This is a genomic window from Dethiothermospora halolimnae, assembly GCF_037577855.1.
GTDB lineage: Bacteria > Bacillota > Clostridia > Tissierellales > VENL01 > Dethiothermospora > Dethiothermospora halolimnae.
On record NZ_JBAKFX010000066.1, the window covers coordinates 1 to 17,430 of the forward strand.

A 17,430-nucleotide genomic window follows, 5' to 3' on the forward strand; every position below is an offset into this window, starting at 1 on the left:
GATAAGTTTTGTATTAAAAGGTTATTTAAGAATATGAATATTGAAGTTATTTTTAGTGAGAATGTTCGGTAGAAAAGAACTTTATTTTCTATCAAATGTTCTAACTATATTATACGAGGAGGGATAATATGCCAACCAGTTATTATGGGCAGATTTCAACTATTATGGACTTTATATTGAAAGAAAAACCTAAAAGCATCTTAGATATAGGTGTTGGATTTGGAAAATATGGGGTGTTGTGTAGGGATTTATTGGATATTCCCTATGAGAGATATGAAAAGAATAAATGGAAAGTAACTATAGATGGAATAGAGGGGTTTGAAAGTTACAATAATCCAATACATGAGTATGTATATGATAATATTTATTATGGGTTAATAGAGGAAGTTATGGCATCCATAAAAAAACAATATCAGTTAGCAATTATGATAGATGTACTGGAGCATTTTGATAAGGAAGATGGTAAAAAGGTTATAGAGAAAATACTAGATAAGACTAAAACCTTAATTATATCGGTTCCCGAAATACCGGCAAAACAGAGTTATCTAGATAATTTTTTAGAGGAACATAAGAGTGTCTGGAAGATAAAAGATTTTAAAGGATTTCATATAAAAAAGGCTGAGATATTGCCCATGGGAATAAATAATGCTTCTATTATAGTTTTAATAGAAGGAAGGGGTAGTAGATGATCGATTATAGTAAACTAAGGGAACACTATACTAAGAGTAGAATTAAAGAGATAGCAAGATTATTTGAAAATAGGAATCCAATATATGATTTAAACACAGCTATAATAGATGGAGATAGAAAAAAAATTGAGATTCAATTAAAGAAACTTTCTTTACTAGGCTATAACTATTCTACTAAAAAATTAAATTATCTTAAAGAAAAGAAAAAACTCTCCATAGGATATTTATTACCCCATAATTTTGTTACTGGGGGATTAAAAATATTAATAGAACAGGGAAATTATTTAAAAGATAGGGGACATGAAGTTACCCTTTATTGTCACTTGCCAAAACCAAAGTGGATAGATCTCAGATGTGAATACGTACAGGTGCCATCAGATAAACATTTATATAGATTAGTTAATAATAAAGATATTGTTATAGCTGGATACTGGGACTTAATCATAGACGCACTAAAGTCTTCAGCACCTATAAAATATTATTTTGCTCAAGGGGATATTTTTATATTCAATCATGAAAATATAGAACCTATTTATAGAAACTTAATAATAACCAGTCATAAACTGCCGGTGAAAATAATCACGGTGTCTAATATTATGAAAGGTAAAATAAATAATTTATATAAAAGAAAGTCAATAATAATACCAAATGCAATAGATAATAACATGTTTTTCTGGAAAAGCAAAGAGGATCAAGAAACACCTATAGAAATTTTAATTGTAGGAAATGACCAATTGGGATTTAAGGGACACGAAGATATAATAAATGCTTTAACAATATTAAAAAAAAGAGGTTACAATTTTAGGATGAAGTGGATAACTCCAACACTTCCTGTTATTGACTATAGAGATAAAGAACTTAATATAAACTATATAGTACAACCTACTCAGGATGAATTGGGTAGGTTGTATAGAGAAGCTGATATTTATATATCAGGTTCCTATTATGAATCATTCTCATTGCCTCCTTTAGAGGCAATGGCCAGTGGAACTATGGTAATAACTACGTCTAATGAAGGTGTCAAAGAGTATGCAAAGGATAAAAAAAATTGTTTGATGTATAGCTGTGGAAATGTAGAAGAACTTTCAAATAAAATAGAAGGTGCCCTTGGGTCTAAAGAACTAAGAAAAATGTTAATAAGTGAAGGTCTAAAAACTGCTAATAACTTTTCATGGAGAAGCTCAATAGATAAGTTTGAAAATGAAATTTTAAGTTATAAAGATAATATAAAAGTAATTACAGTAGATAAGATTTAACTTTAAATTATATTAATTGGTTATTGGGGAGCCACGGCTCCCTCACATCCAATTAATCGATTGTAATATTTTTAGCTTTTAAATATCCTTTAATTACAGAGTGGGCATATTTAGCTCTGTTTTCCCAAGAATTTTTTTTAGCATAATTAATACGGTTATTAATATCCTTTAAGTTAAACCTTTCCTTTAGAGATTCTTTGATTTTGGTATTAAAATCTTCCTTTCCCTTCCCTATATAAACACCGGGGATATTGGTGACTTCGGGCATATTAGTTGCAACTACAGGCTTTCCGGAACTTAAATATTCATATAACTTTATAGGGTTGCAACCCTCTATCATAGATGTAATTTTAAAAGGAAGTAGACATACATCAAAATATTGAAGATAATTAGGTAGCTCTAAATAACTTTTTCTGCCTAAATAATATATGTTATCTCCATTGAATGTACCGCTAAAACTCCCATATTTGGGACCGATAATAACAAAATTCAAATTTGGATTTTTAGTACTTATGTACTTTATCAGTTCCCAGTCTATCCAAGGAGCCACTGCTCCAAAGTAGCCTATAATAGGATTAACATTCTTCGGTAGGTCCTTTGGTCGATCATCAAATAGCCTTTTTGCTCTGTTAAAATGTTGATAATCAGCTCCATTTGGACACATATAGACAGATGTATGATATTTTTTATGATAATAATACATTTTTTTTGCTGTAGTAAAAATAATATCAGCTTTTTTTGATATTTTGTCTAAATCTTTTTTCCAACTACTAAACTCATCACTGGCATCATCTATGGCATCAAAAACTATAAGTTCTTCACCATAGGAACCTGCAAGTTTTACATGGGGAGGATAGGATATCCAACTAATTATAGGTCTCTCAACCCTTAAATATTTAAGGGGTATATCAGATTTTGTTAAAAGAAAATTTGGATTTAATTCCATTATGCTATGTCTTTGTTTACAGTAGATCTCATTGTTATAGTATATAACTTTATATCCTAAACTAGCCATTTCCTTTAGTAACTGTTGAGGTCTTTGGTATAGCCAGCCATAATCTATGGTGGGGGGGTATATTATTGTGGGCATAGAAATCCTCCTAAAATACATTATAGTAAAGAATATGAAGTTATATATCTATATATGCAATTAAACCTTCGAATGAATTCGAAGCTACTTTTATCTAGGTGTAAGTAGTGTCTAAATATACTTAGAAGGTAAACTGAGGGGAATTCGTTCCACGGCATAATATAGGGAAATGTTAAAAATAGTAGACATAAATATTAAAAAAGCTATTTACAATTAATAAAATTTGTGTATAATATATATAATAACAATATATATTAAATCGATGACTGGGATTAGTAGGTTTATTATCTTACTATAGCGAGTCGAGGATGGTGTAAGCTCGATGTATAGAAATATACTGAATGGACCTAGGAGTTTTGATCTGAAATATAGTAGGATTTAACGGTTATCCTCCGTTAAGGGATTAAGTGGGTCTTTGACCAAATAGAGTGGTACCGCGAATATAACCCTTCGTCTCTGTATAATGAGATGAAGGGTTTTTTTATTTTTATAAACTATAAAAGGAGCTGATATTATGTCAGATAAAAAAGTCATATTTAGTGGTGTACAGCCATCTGGAGATATAACTATTGGAAATTATTTAGGAGCTATAAAAAATTGGGTTAACTTACAAGATGAATATAAATGCTATTATTGTATAGTAGATTTACATGCTATAACTGTACCTCAAGTACCTAAAGATTTAAGAAGAAAGTCTTTAGAGTTATTAGCACAGTATATAGCAGCAGGACTTGATCCAGAAAAGAACACTATGTTTATCCAGTCCCATGTTAGTGCCCATGCAGAACTAAGTTGGGTATTAAATACTATAACATATATGGGGCAACTAAATAGGATGACCCAGTTTAAGGAAAAATCTCAAAAAAATGAAGCTAATCTTAACGCAGGTTTATTTACTTATCCTGTCTTAATGGCATCGGATATACTACTTTATAAAACAGATTTTGTACCGGTTGGGGAAGATCAAAAGCAACATTTAGAGTTGGCACGGGATTTAGCAGAAAGATTTAATAATAAATATAGTCCTACATTTACAGTGCCTGAACCCCTTATTTCTAAGGTAGGAGCGAGAATAATGGACCTCCAAGAACCAACTAGTAAAATGTCTAAGTCTGGAGAAGATGATAAGGGACGTATTCTTGTATTAGAAGATCCAGATAGTATAAGAAGAAAGATTAAAAGGGCCGTTACAGATTCATTAGGAGTAGTTAAATACAGTGATGATCAGCCTGGCATAAAGAACTTACTTAATATATATTCTAAATTTACAGGTGAAACTATAGAAGAAATAGAGAAAAAATATGAAGGAGAAGGATATGGTAAGTTTAAATCTGACACAGCTGAAGTTATAGTAGAAGGACTAAGACCTATTAGGGAAAAGTTTGATGAACTTATGAAAAATAAGGATTATTTAGAGGAAATATATTTAGATGGAGCTAAAAGAGCTGAAAGAGAAGCTAGGAAGATGCTAAGTAAGGTATATAGAAAGGTTGGATTTGTAAAGAGAAAGTTTTAAAAGAGTCCCTTTAGAGTATCATCCAATTTGTAGCTAAAGTTATAGAGGGGAATGAATTCCCATCTACATCATCATGGGTTATTACCTATACCTGTGTACAAGTAGCTTCGAATTCATTCGAAGGTTTCAATGTTTCCAGTTACTGGGGGATTCGTAATCCCCCAGCCTATTAACTCAAAACCTTCTAAATAGACTATATAATCAGTTCCCTTCTTAACCAATCTAAAAGTATCAAGGTTGATCTACTTCTTATGGAATTTCTATTATTACTTATATTTGCAACATTAATTTTTTTAGTTTTAACTTTTCCATCCAGATATAGTCCTAAATATACAAGGCCTACCGGTTTTTCTTTAGTGCCACCGTCGGGACCTGCTATACCAGTGGTGGAGAGACCGATATTAGTACCTGCTACTTTAGCTATGCCCTCTGCCATTTCTGCTGCTGTTTCTTTACTTACAGCACCGAATTTTTCCAATGTTTCCTTTTTTACATTTAACATTTTCATTTTAGATTTATTACTATAGGTTGTTATACCTTGCATAAAGACTTTAGATATTCCAGGATAGTTTATTAGTTTAGATGAAACCATTCCTCCAGTACAGGATTCGGCGGTAGATATGGTTAGATTTTTTTCAATTAATAATTTTGCCACCACTTCTTCTATACTTTCATCATCAACACCATAAACATTTTCTTTTAATCTTTCCCTTAACTCATATTCGACTGGCTCAATTATCGACAGAGCTTCAGTAACATTTTTAGCCTTTGCAGTTATTCTAAATTTACAACCTCCAGGGATACCATATGTCCCAATACTAGGGTTACTTTGTTTTCTTATTATGTCTTCTACCAATTCTTCAGAAGAGGACTCCCCTATACCTAAGATTTTAATTGTTTTTGACTTAATGATATAATTATTGAATTTGTTTAAATAGTGTATTACATTTTCCTCAAACATAGGTTTCATTTCCTTTGGAGGTCCTGGTAATTGAATTATGATCCTATTATCATTTTCCAATATATATCCCGGTGCAGTACCATTATTGTTTTTCATTATTAAGCTACCTTCAGGAAAATATGCCTGTTTTTCATTACTCTTTGGCATGACTCTATTTCCCCTTTTATAAAAGTTCTGTATAAACTTCAAAGAGTCATAATCAAGTTCCATTTTCTTTTGGAAATATGCTGTTGCTATTTCTTTGCTTAGATCATCCTGTGTTGGCCCAAGTCCACCTGTTGTAATAACCAAATCTACTCTTTCAAAAGCCGACTTAAGACATTCTTTTAGTCTTTTGGGATTATCTCCTACAATGGTATGATAATAAACGTCAATACCCAGTTCTGCTAATTTTTCAGATATATATTGTGAATTTGTATTAAGGGTATCACCTAGTAATAGCTCTGTACCTATTGCTATAATTTCAGCTTTCATTTTAATCACCTCTATTTTTGGAATAGTGTTAAACTTTATGATAGTATTATATTAACACAACATGATTAAAGGATAAACAAGTCAATTTCATTAAAACTGTAAATTAGTGCTGAAAAAATTTTGATAACTGAGACACAAAAAAATAAATAGGGGGACTAAAAATGGGTTATAAAAATGCTATAGACCAGTTAAATACTGTTAGAATTGGCGGTATAAATCAGTACATATTAGAACGGGGAGATAATAAAGAAAATCCAGTTGTTCTTTTTCTTCATGGGGGTCCTGGTAATGCACAGATTGGATATATGCCACAGTATCAGAAAGAGTTAGAAAGGGAGTTTGTTGTTGTCAATTGGGACCAAAGGGGAGCAGGTCTGTCCTATTCTGAAGATATTCCAAAGGAAACAATGAACCTAGAACAATTTCTAAAAGACACTGTGGAAGTTACCAACTATTTAAGGGAAAAATATAATAAAGATAAAATATATTTAATAGGTCATTCATGGGGGACTATTTTAGGAATGAATGTGATTTATAAACATCCAGAACTGTATAATAGTTATATAGGAATCGGGCAAGTGGCTGATATGATGAAAGGTGAAACTGTAGTTTATAATTTTGTTAAAGAAATGGCTTTAAAGAATGATAATAAGGAAGCACTACAAGAAATAGAACAGGTAGATCTACCACCATATAAAAAGCCATTAGAAAATATTCAAACTATAAGAAAATGGGTCAATGAATATGATGGGGTTATGAAAAATGGAGAATTAGGCCCTGTTATGTATAAGGGGATGGAGAGTTCTAATTATTACAATGAGGAAGATATTAAGAATTGGGAACAGGGGAGTGGATTCAATGTTATGAATCTATTAGATGAAATGTTAACTGCTAACCCCTATGAAGAAATTAAAGAGGTTAAGGTACCAGTTGCATTCTTTGGCGGTAGACATGATTATACAACACCTTCAAAGACAGCATTAGAATACCTTGAACATCTTAAAGCGCCCCATAAAGAATTTGTATGGTTTGAAAATTCAGCCCATATGCCTATGATCGAAGAATGGAATAAATTTAGCGATGAGGTTTTAAGAGTATTTAAGAAATAATTATATAGGTTTAAATTGATGTCAAAAAATCTTTATTTTTATAAAGTGAGACATCATTTAGTTTTTAAACTATAGAAAACTATTGAATTTGAATATATAGGTGAAAAGTGTGAAAAAGGATAAGTTATATTTTAATATAAAGTTTCATAATATGGTAAAGTTATTAAAAGGTATATGTGTCATATGATACATATACCTTTTTTTATTTGTAGCAAATCCATCAATTGAGGAAAATACAATTGGCATTTTCAATGCTTTTAATATTGGCATGATAATTGCTTGTTATATAAAGTGAAGATGTGTAAAATTTGACTATAAACTAGAAGGGAGGATGGAAAGACTTAATATAAGACTTATTAATTGACCTTATAAATGATAAGAATACTATATGAAAGAAGGGACTATTATGGAAAAGTTAAAAAGACATATTGGAATTAATCTTATAAGTATATTTCTTGTATCAACCTCTCTTTTTATATATGAGATACTAATAACTAGAATGTTATCATCAATATTACAATATCACTTTGTATTTTTAACAACTTCTTTAGCGATTTTAGGTATTGGTATTGGAGGTTTAATAGTATATAAAATAAAGAAAAATTATAGTTATAGTGGATTGACTTTAGTTTTATCTCTATCATATTTAATTTGTATTTTACTTATATATAAAATGCCCTTTGTAAATTTCTTTGGTTTTTATTCTGTACTTTCAAGTATACCCTTTATAATCGGTGGAATGATATTGTCCTTAGTATTTTCAAAGCACAATAAAATCTCTAATAAGCTTTATTTCGCTGACTTATTAGGGTCAACCCTAGGTAGCATATTGCTTATTCCATTAATGGATAATTTGGGATTTATGGCTACAGTATTTTTCATAGGTTCAATGGGTCTATTGTCAACTTTATTATTTTCTATATGGGAAGGAATAAATAAAAAAACATATATATATGGAATTGTTTTTTTTATTCTTAGTATTTTATTAGTTGAAAGGAGTTTCCTACTAGGAATAGAAAAAAACTTTGTATCATACTTTACAAGTCCAATAACAAGCTTAGCATATACTAAGGAGCATATCGATGAGAATGTCAATATATCATATACCCAATGGAACTCCGTTGCCAGGACTGATGTATTAGAGATGAATAGTGACCATAAAACTATAATAACCGACGGTGGTGCCAGTGCTCCAATGATAAAGTTTAATGGAGATTTGAAAAGTGTAGAACATCTAAAAAAAGAAATAAATTACCTACCATTTTCTATTGGAAATAATAAAGAAACTTTAATTATTGGCTCAGGGGGTGGCAAGGATATACTGTTAGCCCTTTTAGGGAAAAGTAAAAATATTGATGGAGTTGAAATCAACTCTTCGACTGTTGATGCAGTTAAACATTTTAAAGAGTACAATGGAGATATTTATAACTATAAAGGGGTAAATAATTTTGTAGATGATGGTAGAAATTTTATTGAAAAGACTAATAAAAAGTATAATAATATCTACCTATCTATGGTTATGACCAATACGGCAAACAATGGAGGATTAAGTCTTTCGGAAAACTATATTTACACAAAGGAAGCCGTAAGGGAATACTTTGACCATCTAGAGGATGATGGATATCTTAGTTTTATGTTTCATGGGGCTCAAGATATGACTAGAGGAATAAATACAGCTATTGAAGTCCTTTTAGAACGGGGAATAAAAAAAGAAGAGTTAACTAATTACTTTGTAGCCATTAATAATATAACTAATTCAATGGGGGAAAAACATAGATCCCGAATAAGTATGCCAGTGGTAATATTTAAAAAAGTTCCCTTTAAAAATCAAGAATTAGATAGTATTTACAGGGAAATAATGAAACAAGATAGAGTAATAATGAACTTTCCAGGTCTTATGTCCATAGGGATTTATGAAGCTCTTAGTGAGAATACAATAGGTTTAGAAGAACTTTATAATAAGATTCCCTTTAATAGTAAACCAGCTATAGATGATAAACCTTTCTTCTATGACTTCGAGAAGGGAATTCCCGATTCGTTAAAGGGATTATTAATTACTGTATTTGTAGTGACAATTATATTGTTTGCTTACATTATTAAGAAAAAGTCTGTGTTAAAGCCTTCAATATATTTTGGATTAATTGGGGCGGGATTTATGTTAATTGAGATTCCCCTTATACAAAAGAGTATATTATTTTTAGGTAATCCATCAAGGTCCTTTAGTTATATATTATTTTCATTACTTCTAAGTTGTGGTATTGGAAGTTATTTAAGTAGTAAAAAAATATTTAAAACATCTATAAAAGATAGAAGAGTTATTTTTATCATAATCCCATTAATATCAGCTATACTATTAATCTTATTACCAAATGTAATTAATACATTTGTAGATGTTAGGGACATATATAAGTTAGCTATACTAACTGTTTTACTATTTCCCCTTGGATTTTTTATGGGAATGGCATTTCCCCAAGGAATAGCAAAACTTAGTGGTAAAGATGAAACCTATATACCCCTTATGTGGGGGGTAAATGGAGTGATGTCTGTAACAGGTTCAGTGATTGCCTTAGCAATTTCCATGATTTTAGGATTTACAGCTGCGATAGTAGTGGGAATAATCATGTATATATTAATATTTCTCTTTAAACTATAAAAAAATTATGGTTTACTGTTGACAAATAGAATGATGGATGATACATTATAAACAACACACCCCACGTGGGAGGGGGGTAAAGTTAGATTTTATAACTACAATTATTAAGGAGGGATAACATGATAAAAGAGAATTTAAAGATCAATGGTATGACCTGTGCATCCTGTGCTAATGCTGTTGAAAAAAGTGTAGCAAAGCTTAAAGGGGTTAAATCAGCAAATGTAAATTTTGCTACTGAAAAGTTAATGGTTAACTTTGATGATTCTAAATTATCATTAGATGATATAAAAGGGGCTGTGAATAAGGCGGGGTATAGTGCAGAAGATGATGTGGAATTAAGGGAGATAATAATTCCCATCGGAGATATGACCTGTGCATCCTGTGCTAAGGCTGTGGAAAAGTCAATAAATAAGTTAGAGGGAATAGAAGAGGTAAATGTAAACTTTGCAACCGAAAAGGCAACAGTTAAATATAATCCATATAAAAATAGAATATCTGAGATAAAAAATGCCATAACTAAGGCAGGCTATAAGCCTTTAGAAATAAGTGCTGGGGATCAAGTGGATGAAGAAAAAAATAGAAGAGAAAGGGAAATGAAAAACCTACTTAAAAAGTTTATAGTTTCAGCAGTTTTTTCAATACCTTTATTATATCTAGCTATGGGACATATGTTGGGATTTCCAATACCGGAAATAGTGGACCCATCCCACAATCCTGTTAACTTTGCTTTAGCTCAGTTAGTACTTACAATACCAGTTGCAATTGCTGGAAATAAATTTTACACTGGAGGGTTCAAAGCCCTTATAAGAAGAAGTCCTAATATGGATTCGTTGATAGCTATAGGTACATCGGCAGCTATACTTTATGGTATATATGGAACGGTAAAGATTTATGAAGGCAATCTCAAGTATGCCAATGACTTATACTTTGAAACTGCAGGGGTTATTATTACCCTTATCCTATTGGGGAAATATTTAGAATCAGTTTCAAAGGGAAAAACATCTGAAGCCATAAAGAAGCTTATGGGATTACAACCTAAAACGGCCATAGTTATTGAAGATGGAAAGGAAGTAACGATACCCATTGAAGAGGTGGAAGTTGGAGATATAATCCTTGTTAAACCGGGAGAGAAAATACCTGTTGATGGAGTGGTAATAGAGGGTCATACTTCAGTTGATGAATCAATGCTCACAGGGGAAAGTATTCCAGTTGAAAAGGAAGAAGGAAGCAAGGTAATAGGTGCAAGTATAAATAAAAATGGAACTATAAAGTTTAAAGCAAGCAAAGTAGGCAAAGATACTGCTCTTGCCCAAATTATAAAATTAGTAGAAGATGCCCAAGGATCTAAGGCGCCTATAGCAAAGATGGCCGATGTTATATCAGGATATTTTGTTCCAGTGGTAATAGTTATAGCTATATTATCAGGTTTAGCATGGTATTTCTTAGGTGGAGCTACAGGTATATTTGCCCTTACAATTTTCATATCAGTATTGGTAATAGCATGTCCTTGTGCTTTGGGATTGGCAACACCTACTGCTATAATGGTTGGAACAGGAAAAGGAGCAGAACATGGAGTACTAATTAAAGGTGGGGTTCCTCTAGAGACAAGTCATAAGATAGAAACAATAGTGTTTGATAAAACTGGAACTATAACCGAAGGAAAACCAGAGGTTACCGACATAGTTATGGCAAATGAATATAATAAAGATCAACTATTATCCCTAGCCGCCTCTGCAGAAAAGAGTTCGGAGCATCCTCTAGGAGAGGCAATAGTTAGAGCTGCTGAAGATAAAGGATTAGAATTTAAAAAAGTAGATAATTTTCAGGCTATACCAGGACACGGAATAGAAGTTAACATTGAAGGCAAAGATATATTACTCGGCAATAAAAAATTAATGGATGATAGAAATATAAAGATCAGTTTACAGGATTCATCCGATAGACTTGCCAATGAAGGGAAGACTCCTATGTTTATAGCTATAGACAATAATTTAGCAGGTATTATAGCGGTGGCTGATGTAGTAAAGGAAAGTAGTGAAGAAGCTATAAGACGATTACACGATATGGGAATAGAAGTAGCTATGATTACAGGGGATAATAAAAGAACTGCGGAGGCTATAGCAAAACAAGTGGGAATAGACATAGTATTAGCAGAAGTTTTACCTGAAGACAAAGCTAGTGAAGTTAAAAAACTTCAAGACCAGGGTAAGAAAGTAGCCATGGTTGGAGATGGAATAAATGATGCTCCTGCACTTGCCCAATCTGATGTGGGAATGGCAATAGGATCAGGAACCGATGTTGCTATGGAATCCGCTGATATAGTCCTTATGAAAAGTGATATTTTAGATGTTGTTACTGCTATACAATTGAGTAAAGCCACAATAAGAAACATAAAACAAAATCTATTCTGGGCATTTGCCTATAATACAGCGGGAATACCATTGGCAGCAGGGCTACTATATATATTTGGCGGTCCAAAGTTAAACCCAATGTTTGCGGCAGCAGCCATGTCACTAAGTTCAGTATCTGTATTGACCAATGCTTTAAGACTAAAAGGATTCAAACCATCTAATAAATAACAATACAAGGAGGTGAAATAAGGTGAAGAAAATAATAAAAATTAATGGAATGTCCTGTGGACATTGTGTAGGTCATGTTGAAACTGCTCTAAAGGATATATGCGGAGTTAAATCTGTAGATGTTAATTTAGAAAATCAAAGTGCATCTGTTGAATTGGCCAATGATGTTGAAGATAGTAAGTTTAAAGAAGCAATAGAAGAAGCAGGTTATGAGTATATTTCAGTAGAATAATTAGAAAAATATCTTGGTTTTAAAACCAAGATATTTTTCTAATTATTATTCTTCTAGTTTTACTTCATCTAAAGCTTTTTCAGCAAATTCGGTGTTAACTATCTCTTCATAAGGAGCTCTTTTATCTAACTGTCCTGCCATCTCCATTATTTTCATCATATGATTTAATCCCTCTTCAGTTAAAACAGGATTAGGTCTCCAAGTATCCTGTTCTTTATATCTGCCAACTAAAGTTGTTAATACATCTAAATCAGCATCTGGGAATTGGGGTTGTAATGCCTTTGCTACTTCCTCATCGGAGTGGGATTTAACCCAAAGCATACCTTTGTAGATTGCATTTGTAAAGCTTTGAATGACATCTGGATTTTCTTCTAGATAGCTTTTAGTAGTACTGTAGCAGGTATAAGGGATATATCCTCCTTCTTTACCAATTGAAGCAACTATATGACCTTTACCTTCTTTTTCAAGTAATGTTGCAGTTGGTTCAAATAATGTTACATAGTTATTGGTATGATACCAACGCCTTTAAACCTAGATATATCAATGGTTTTGATTTCTGGGGTATTTCTATTTTTACTCTATAGTACTATTTAATTGATTTAAGCTTTGAAATATCGGATCAGTTACTCACAACTTAGTTTCTTGTAATTTTCCTTACTTTACTCTTCTTATAATAACTTCTTCATGTTTTTTAACTTCTTCTTCTATTTCGTTTAGCTTTTCAGAGTTCTGTTTATATCCATCAAATAGAGCATCAAGCTTTTGACCATGGTCATTTTCAATTTTAATTACTGTTTTTTTAATATCACTAACTTCAGTTTTTAAACCCTTAACCTCAGTTTTTAAATCCTTAACTTCAGATTTAAACTCTGTAAACTCACTATACATTTTTTCCATTAAATTAAATATTTTTTCATTATCCATAGTATCATCCTTTCAATAGTTATCATAGCCTAATTATATCATATAAATATTCTTGTCGATATAAATATTTATATATAGTTATACCAACGGTTTTAATTTTAAGTGTATCTCTAGATTAAACTCATCTCTTCCGGCATCCTTATCCTTTGTATATATAACTTCATCTACAATAGTTTTCAAGAACTCATTTCTCTGTTTAGCTTCTAGATTATGATATAGTTCCTCTAAGAATTTAATATTATCATTGATTCTAGGTATAATATTATTTTCTAAATTTTTATCCTCTTGTATTTTTGATAATTTTATTTTTAAATCTTCTATATCATTTGTAACAGTAGCAATTTTATTTGATAAGGTATTCATTCTATCTAAGAAAGTATCATTATCATATATACCTTGTTCGAGTAAATCATACAGTTTTTCTTTCTGGTTAGATAGGGTATTAAGTTGTTTAATCTTGGTTTGTATTGTACCACTTATTACTTTAGAAGCAGTAGAGTCCATATTTTTTTTCTCATGTTTAAATTCAAATTGTATTCTTTTTAATTCCTTTAAAACAGAGTCCAGTAGACGATCTTCTATTAAATAAATATAACTGGATTTTACTTTACCACAGTTTTTATAACATCTAATACTATCGGACTTATTTTTACAGGTTCTTATAGTCATTGTATTACCACAACCGCCACATTTTATTAAACCAGCTAAGGGGTTTCTGAGTTTTTTATTTGAATGAACCCTTGGGTTGTTTCTTTTTCTAGCAAATTTTTGAGCCTTTTTAAAAGTTTCTTCACTAATTATAGCCTTATGTTTACCTTCGTATATTTTCCAGTCTTTCATATCTTGAAGTTTAGATGTTTTATTTCCTTCCTTATCATATTTAAACTTTTTTTTACCCCACACTACCTTGCCAGTATATACAGGATTTTTTAATATTGTTCTAATAGTAGTTTTATCCCAGTTTAAATTATTATTGGCAGTAGGGATTTTATTATCTATTAGATATTTAGCAATCTTGCTATCACCAAAATTTTGATTTACATATAGGTTAAATATCAGTTTGACTACATTAGCTTGAGTTTCATCGATTACCAGTGTTTTATCTTTTTTTTCATAACCAAAGGGAGCTAAGGAAGCTATATAATTTCCTTCTTGAAGACTTTTCATTCTTCCACGGAAAAGTCTTTTCTTTATGATCTTTAATTCTCTTCTAGACATAAAGGCTTCGAATTCAGTATACTCTTCATCAAATTCATTGTCCAGGTCATAAACTTTAACTGGAGTAATTATCTTAGTATTATATTCCTTAAAGGTTTCGAGGATGAGTCCCTGCTCCCTCATATTGCCCCTGCCAAGTCTATCTATATCCATACATAGAACAGCATCATATTTACTGTCTTCCACTTCTTGCAGCAACTCAATCATCTTAGGCCGTCTAGCTATAGATTCCCCTGAAACAACTTCCTCTTTTATATCTAATATATTATAATTATGTTTTTGAGCTAAAGCCAGTAGTGTTGTCTTATGCCTACTTAGAACTTCTTCTATAGACATATTTTCTTCAGCTCTCGATTTTCTTAAGTAAATACATATATTCATAGAATCACCTTTCATTTATTAGCTATTAATAATATTATACAGTATTATCCATATGTAAGGCAATTTATGTTTTAGATGGTGAGCTTCAAATCAATAATATTAACTTTTATATTTAAAAAAGTCACAGAGGAAAATGTCGAAAGATGATGAATGAAAATTGAAGGAGTTGTCATGTTTTGGTAGAAATCATTATAATATGTGCCTGAATTAATAAAGAATTAAAATAAACTCAGATATTTATATGAAAAGAATGTTATATATAGAAAAGTATTAGCGACATAATTAGTCATTAAATGTGATTATTAAGAAGCATTAGGGACATAAAATAGACGGAAATATTTGAGTTAGGCGACAGAATTAATTAGTTTTTTGCAAAATTTTCTTATATTGATTTAATAATATAAGAAAAGGAATGATATATTTGAATTTGTGGGGTGATTAAAATAGAAGAATTAAAACCAAACGAAAAAGAGAAAGAAGTTTTATTATTATTTTATAATAGATTCTATGATTTATATGAAGAAGTTGTAAATGATGATTTTATTAACAATGATGCTAGAATAAGATTTTATAAACTAAGAGAATCATTTTCGATATATAAAGAATTATTGAGTTATGAGCCTATTAAAGAATACATTAATTGGATGAAAAAAGGTGGACGACCTCATTTTGAAGGGATAATTGCAGATGATCTATTTAGTTTTATAAGAAATTTACTATTACACTTCCCTATTTTTGATACATGGGATGAAGTTTATATAAATAAGAACTTAGCCACGTGGAGTAAAGTGGGACAAATAAATAAATTTCTAACTAAAAGTATTAAAAGAAAAATCGATGGTAAAGGCACGGTGAAATATAGAATATGGGAAGAAAAAAGAAAAAAATGACATATTTTTGTATTAATTTTCCCGAAAAATATGATGATACAAATATTTACTTAAAGGATATAATAGCAGAAGAAGTTGGAATAAAATTTTGCATGACATTAATGAGAGCGATACTAGATACTCAGGTAGAGGATTCAGAAATACCAGATATAAAAATAATGTCTCAAGTATATTTACCGGTAAAAAACAGATAGTATCTGAAACTGTATAAATTCCAATCTGTTTAAGTATTACATATTGGAGCGGTATATGATAACGCTTTTGATTAATGTATAATGGCAATTTCCATTAATTCTATCGCCTAACAGAGTGTTCCCAACATCCATCAATATTTGGGATTCGTCTTTGTGAGAGCTGATGAACGTCGTGAACATTCGGAACGTTAGGCGAAATTAAACTTAGGGAGGAGTTTTCGTGAGTTTGTTAAGAGATATACAATTACAAGCTGTATCTTCAAATAATAAAATTACAGATTTATTACGAAAGTGTAAAATTTTAGCAGCTAGACTGGGGAATAAAGACTTTGAAGAATGGATTGAAAGAGAACTAAATGGTTATAAGTCAAAAGAGCAATTACCAAGCTATAGACTGATTAGAGGAGTAGAATCAAAAGGTCATTTTAGTGGTTATTTTGGTAGCGGTCTAAGAAATGCTAGCATTCCACCCTCTTGTATTGCTGACAAAAAGGTGAGAGAACATCTTACAACTGGATATTTTACACAAAGTATTAGTGTATATGAAGAGTTACTAACAAAAGATAATGAAGGATCTTTTAGAGTACCATGGCCTTCAGACTTAGTCTCTATTTTGGGACAAAAGATATATGAAGATATGAACTGCATGCAAGCTTGGAAAGTAATACCTAGTGGTATAATTATTAAGCTTATAGATAGTGTTAGAAATCGCATTTTGTCATTTGTGCTTGAAATCGAGAAAGTAAATCCTGAAGCTGGGGAAGCTGCTATTAATTCTGAGCCTATACCACAGAAAAGTGTAAGTCAAATTTTCAACACTCATATTTATGGTAGTATAGGTAGTTATGCTTCAGGGAATCAAAATTCACATCAAACACTTGAAGTTAATATTTATAGAGATTTAGGTGGATTAAAATCAGAATTAAAAAAGCTTGGTATTGATGAATATGACATTAAGAACTTAGAAAAATCTATGTTAGAGGATAAGAAGAAAGGAGAAGAAGGAATAGGTAAGAAAACTGCAACTTGGTTATCAAAAATGATTAAAAAGGCAGCTAATGGCACTGTTAAAATATCAGTGAAGACTGCTAGTCAAATAATTCCGAAACTGATAGGTAATTACTTGGGGATGTAGTGCGGTGTTTGTCAAGTAAGTTGTCGCATTTAATTTGAAAAAGGTATAATTTCTTCGTTCCCGATTCGCCATTGACATGGAGCCTCTACATACATGGATTTTGTACCTGTAGGCAGATGTAAATAGAGG

General features: G+C 31.1%; 15 protein-coding genes and 1 other annotated feature. Of the genes, 10 read left to right on the forward strand and 5 right to left on the reverse strand.

The features are described 5' to 3' along the window. Window positions 1–128 precede the first annotated feature (128 nt). Both V6137_RS18050 and V6137_RS18055 read left to right on the forward strand, forming a co-directional pair. Window positions 129–689: a class I SAM-dependent methyltransferase gene (locus V6137_RS18050; protein WP_425449370.1), complete on the forward strand. Its 561-nt coding sequence runs from the start codon at window positions 129–131 to the stop codon at window positions 687–689. Then, complete coding sequence (locus V6137_RS18055; protein WP_425449371.1) at window positions 686–1,945, forward strand: glycosyltransferase family 4 protein; 1,260 nt, start codon at window positions 686–688, stop codon at window positions 1,943–1,945. Before V6137_RS18050 ends, V6137_RS18055 begins: the two co-directional genes overlap by 4 nt. A gap of 52 nt (window positions 1,946–1,997) precedes the next feature. Here V6137_RS18055 and V6137_RS18060 read toward each other — a convergent pair whose 3' ends face one another. Beyond that, a complete protein-coding gene (locus V6137_RS18060) occupies window positions 1,998–3,035 on the reverse strand; it encodes a glycosyltransferase (RefSeq protein ID WP_425449372.1) in 1,038 nt (345 codons plus the stop codon). 253 nt (window positions 3,036–3,288) lie between these two features. After that, window positions 3,289–3,496 (forward strand) — a binding site (T-box leader). Window positions 3,497–3,549: 53 nt separating this feature from the next. Here V6137_RS18060 and trpS point away from each other — a divergent pair. Continuing rightward, complete coding sequence (trpS, locus tag V6137_RS18065; RefSeq protein ID WP_425449373.1) at window positions 3,550–4,551, forward strand: tryptophan--tRNA ligase; 1,002 nt, start codon at window positions 3,550–3,552, stop codon at window positions 4,549–4,551. A 193-nt stretch (window positions 4,552–4,744) separates the two neighbouring features. On the opposite strand, the gene V6137_RS18070 is transcribed toward trpS, so the two are convergent. Further along, window positions 4,745–5,986 (reverse strand): competence/damage-inducible protein A, encoded by a 1,242-nt coding sequence (locus V6137_RS18070; RefSeq protein WP_425449374.1) that lies wholly within the window; start codon window positions 5,984–5,986, stop codon window positions 4,745–4,747. A gap of 161 nt (window positions 5,987–6,147) precedes the next feature. On the opposite strand from V6137_RS18070, the gene V6137_RS18075 reads away from it, so the two are divergent. The 4 genes from V6137_RS18075 (at window position 6,148) to V6137_RS18090 (ending at window position 12,559) form a co-directional block, all read left to right on the forward strand. Beyond that, window positions 6,148–7,095 carry an alpha/beta fold hydrolase gene (locus tag V6137_RS18075; RefSeq protein ID WP_425449375.1) on the forward strand — a complete coding sequence of 316 codons (948 nt, stop codon included), beginning with the start codon at window positions 6,148–6,150 and terminating at the stop codon, window positions 7,093–7,095. Window positions 7,096–7,501: 406 nt separating this feature from the next. Next, a complete protein-coding gene (locus tag V6137_RS18080; protein WP_425449376.1) occupies window positions 7,502–9,748 on the forward strand; it encodes a spermidine synthase family protein in 2,247 nt (748 codons plus the stop codon). 119 nt (window positions 9,749–9,867) lie between these two features. After that, entirely contained in the window at window positions 9,868–12,327 is a 2,460-nt protein-coding gene (locus V6137_RS18085; RefSeq protein WP_425449377.1) for a heavy metal translocating P-type ATPase, read from the forward strand. 22 nt (window positions 12,328–12,349) lie between these two features. Continuing rightward, a complete protein-coding gene (locus tag V6137_RS18090; protein WP_425449378.1) occupies window positions 12,350–12,559 on the forward strand; it encodes a heavy-metal-associated domain-containing protein in 210 nt (69 codons plus the stop codon). 45 nt (window positions 12,560–12,604) lie between these two features. Here V6137_RS18090 and V6137_RS18095 read toward each other — a convergent pair whose 3' ends face one another. The 3 genes from V6137_RS18095 to V6137_RS18105 all read right to left on the reverse strand — a co-directional run bounded on the left by V6137_RS18095 (window position 12,605) and on the right by V6137_RS18105 (window position 15,082). Continuing rightward, window positions 12,605–12,880 (reverse strand): hypothetical protein, encoded by a 276-nt coding sequence (locus V6137_RS18095; protein ID WP_425449379.1) that lies wholly within the window; start codon window positions 12,878–12,880, stop codon window positions 12,605–12,607. Between the two features lie 333 nt (window positions 12,881–13,213). Beyond that, window positions 13,214–13,483 carry a hypothetical protein gene (locus tag V6137_RS18100; RefSeq protein WP_425449380.1) on the reverse strand — a complete coding sequence of 90 codons (270 nt, stop codon included), beginning with the start codon at window positions 13,481–13,483 and terminating at the stop codon, window positions 13,214–13,216. A gap of 78 nt (window positions 13,484–13,561) precedes the next feature. Next, window positions 13,562–15,082 (reverse strand): recombinase family protein, encoded by a 1,521-nt coding sequence (locus tag V6137_RS18105; RefSeq protein WP_425449381.1) that lies wholly within the window; start codon window positions 15,080–15,082, stop codon window positions 13,562–13,564. Between the two features lie 434 nt (window positions 15,083–15,516). Between V6137_RS18105 and V6137_RS18110 the strand changes: the two genes are divergently transcribed. The 3 genes from V6137_RS18110 (at window position 15,517) to V6137_RS18120 (ending at window position 17,301) form a co-directional block, all read left to right on the forward strand. Next, entirely contained in the window at window positions 15,517–15,972 is a 456-nt protein-coding gene (locus V6137_RS18110; RefSeq protein WP_425449382.1) for a hypothetical protein, read from the forward strand. Beyond that, complete coding sequence (locus V6137_RS18115) at window positions 15,948–16,166, forward strand: hypothetical protein (protein WP_425449383.1); 219 nt, start codon at window positions 15,948–15,950, stop codon at window positions 16,164–16,166. The genes V6137_RS18110 and V6137_RS18115 overlap by 25 nt, the downstream gene beginning before the upstream one ends. A gap of 220 nt (window positions 16,167–16,386) precedes the next feature. Further along, window positions 16,387–17,301, forward strand: a complete 915-nt coding sequence (locus tag V6137_RS18120) for an AbiTii domain-containing protein (RefSeq protein WP_425449384.1) — start codon at window positions 16,387–16,389, stop codon at window positions 17,299–17,301. The last annotated feature ends 129 nt before the right edge of the window (window positions 17,302–17,430 follow it).

Coding starts and splice junctions, on each gene's coding strand:
- V6137_RS18050 (WP_425449370.1), top strand. CDS start 129: ATGCCAACCAGTTATTATGGGCAGATTTCAACTATTATGGACTTTATA.
- V6137_RS18055 (WP_425449371.1), top strand. CDS start 686: ATGATCGATTATAGTAAACTAAGGGAACACTATACTAAGAGTAGAATT.
- V6137_RS18060 (WP_425449372.1), bottom strand. CDS start 3,035: ATGCCCACAATAATATACCCCCCCACCATAGATTATGGCTGGCTATAC.
- trpS (WP_425449373.1), top strand. CDS start 3,550: ATGTCAGATAAAAAAGTCATATTTAGTGGTGTACAGCCATCTGGAGAT.
- V6137_RS18070 (WP_425449374.1), bottom strand. CDS start 5,986: ATGAAAGCTGAAATTATAGCAATAGGTACAGAGCTATTACTAGGTGAT.
- V6137_RS18075 (WP_425449375.1), top strand. CDS start 6,148: ATGGGTTATAAAAATGCTATAGACCAGTTAAATACTGTTAGAATTGGC.
- V6137_RS18080 (WP_425449376.1), top strand. CDS start 7,502: ATGGAAAAGTTAAAAAGACATATTGGAATTAATCTTATAAGTATATTT.
- V6137_RS18085 (WP_425449377.1), top strand. CDS start 9,868: ATGATAAAAGAGAATTTAAAGATCAATGGTATGACCTGTGCATCCTGT.
- V6137_RS18095 (WP_425449379.1), bottom strand. CDS start 12,880: ATGCTTTGGGTTAAATCCCACTCCGATGAGGAAGTAGCAAAGGCATTA.
- V6137_RS18100 (WP_425449380.1), bottom strand. CDS start 13,483: ATGGATAATGAAAAAATATTTAATTTAATGGAAAAAATGTATAGTGAG.
- V6137_RS18105 (WP_425449381.1), bottom strand. CDS start 15,082: ATGAATATATGTATTTACTTAAGAAAATCGAGAGCTGAAGAAAATATG.
- V6137_RS18115 (WP_425449383.1), top strand. CDS start 15,948: ATGGGAAGAAAAAAGAAAAAAATGACATATTTTTGTATTAATTTTCCC.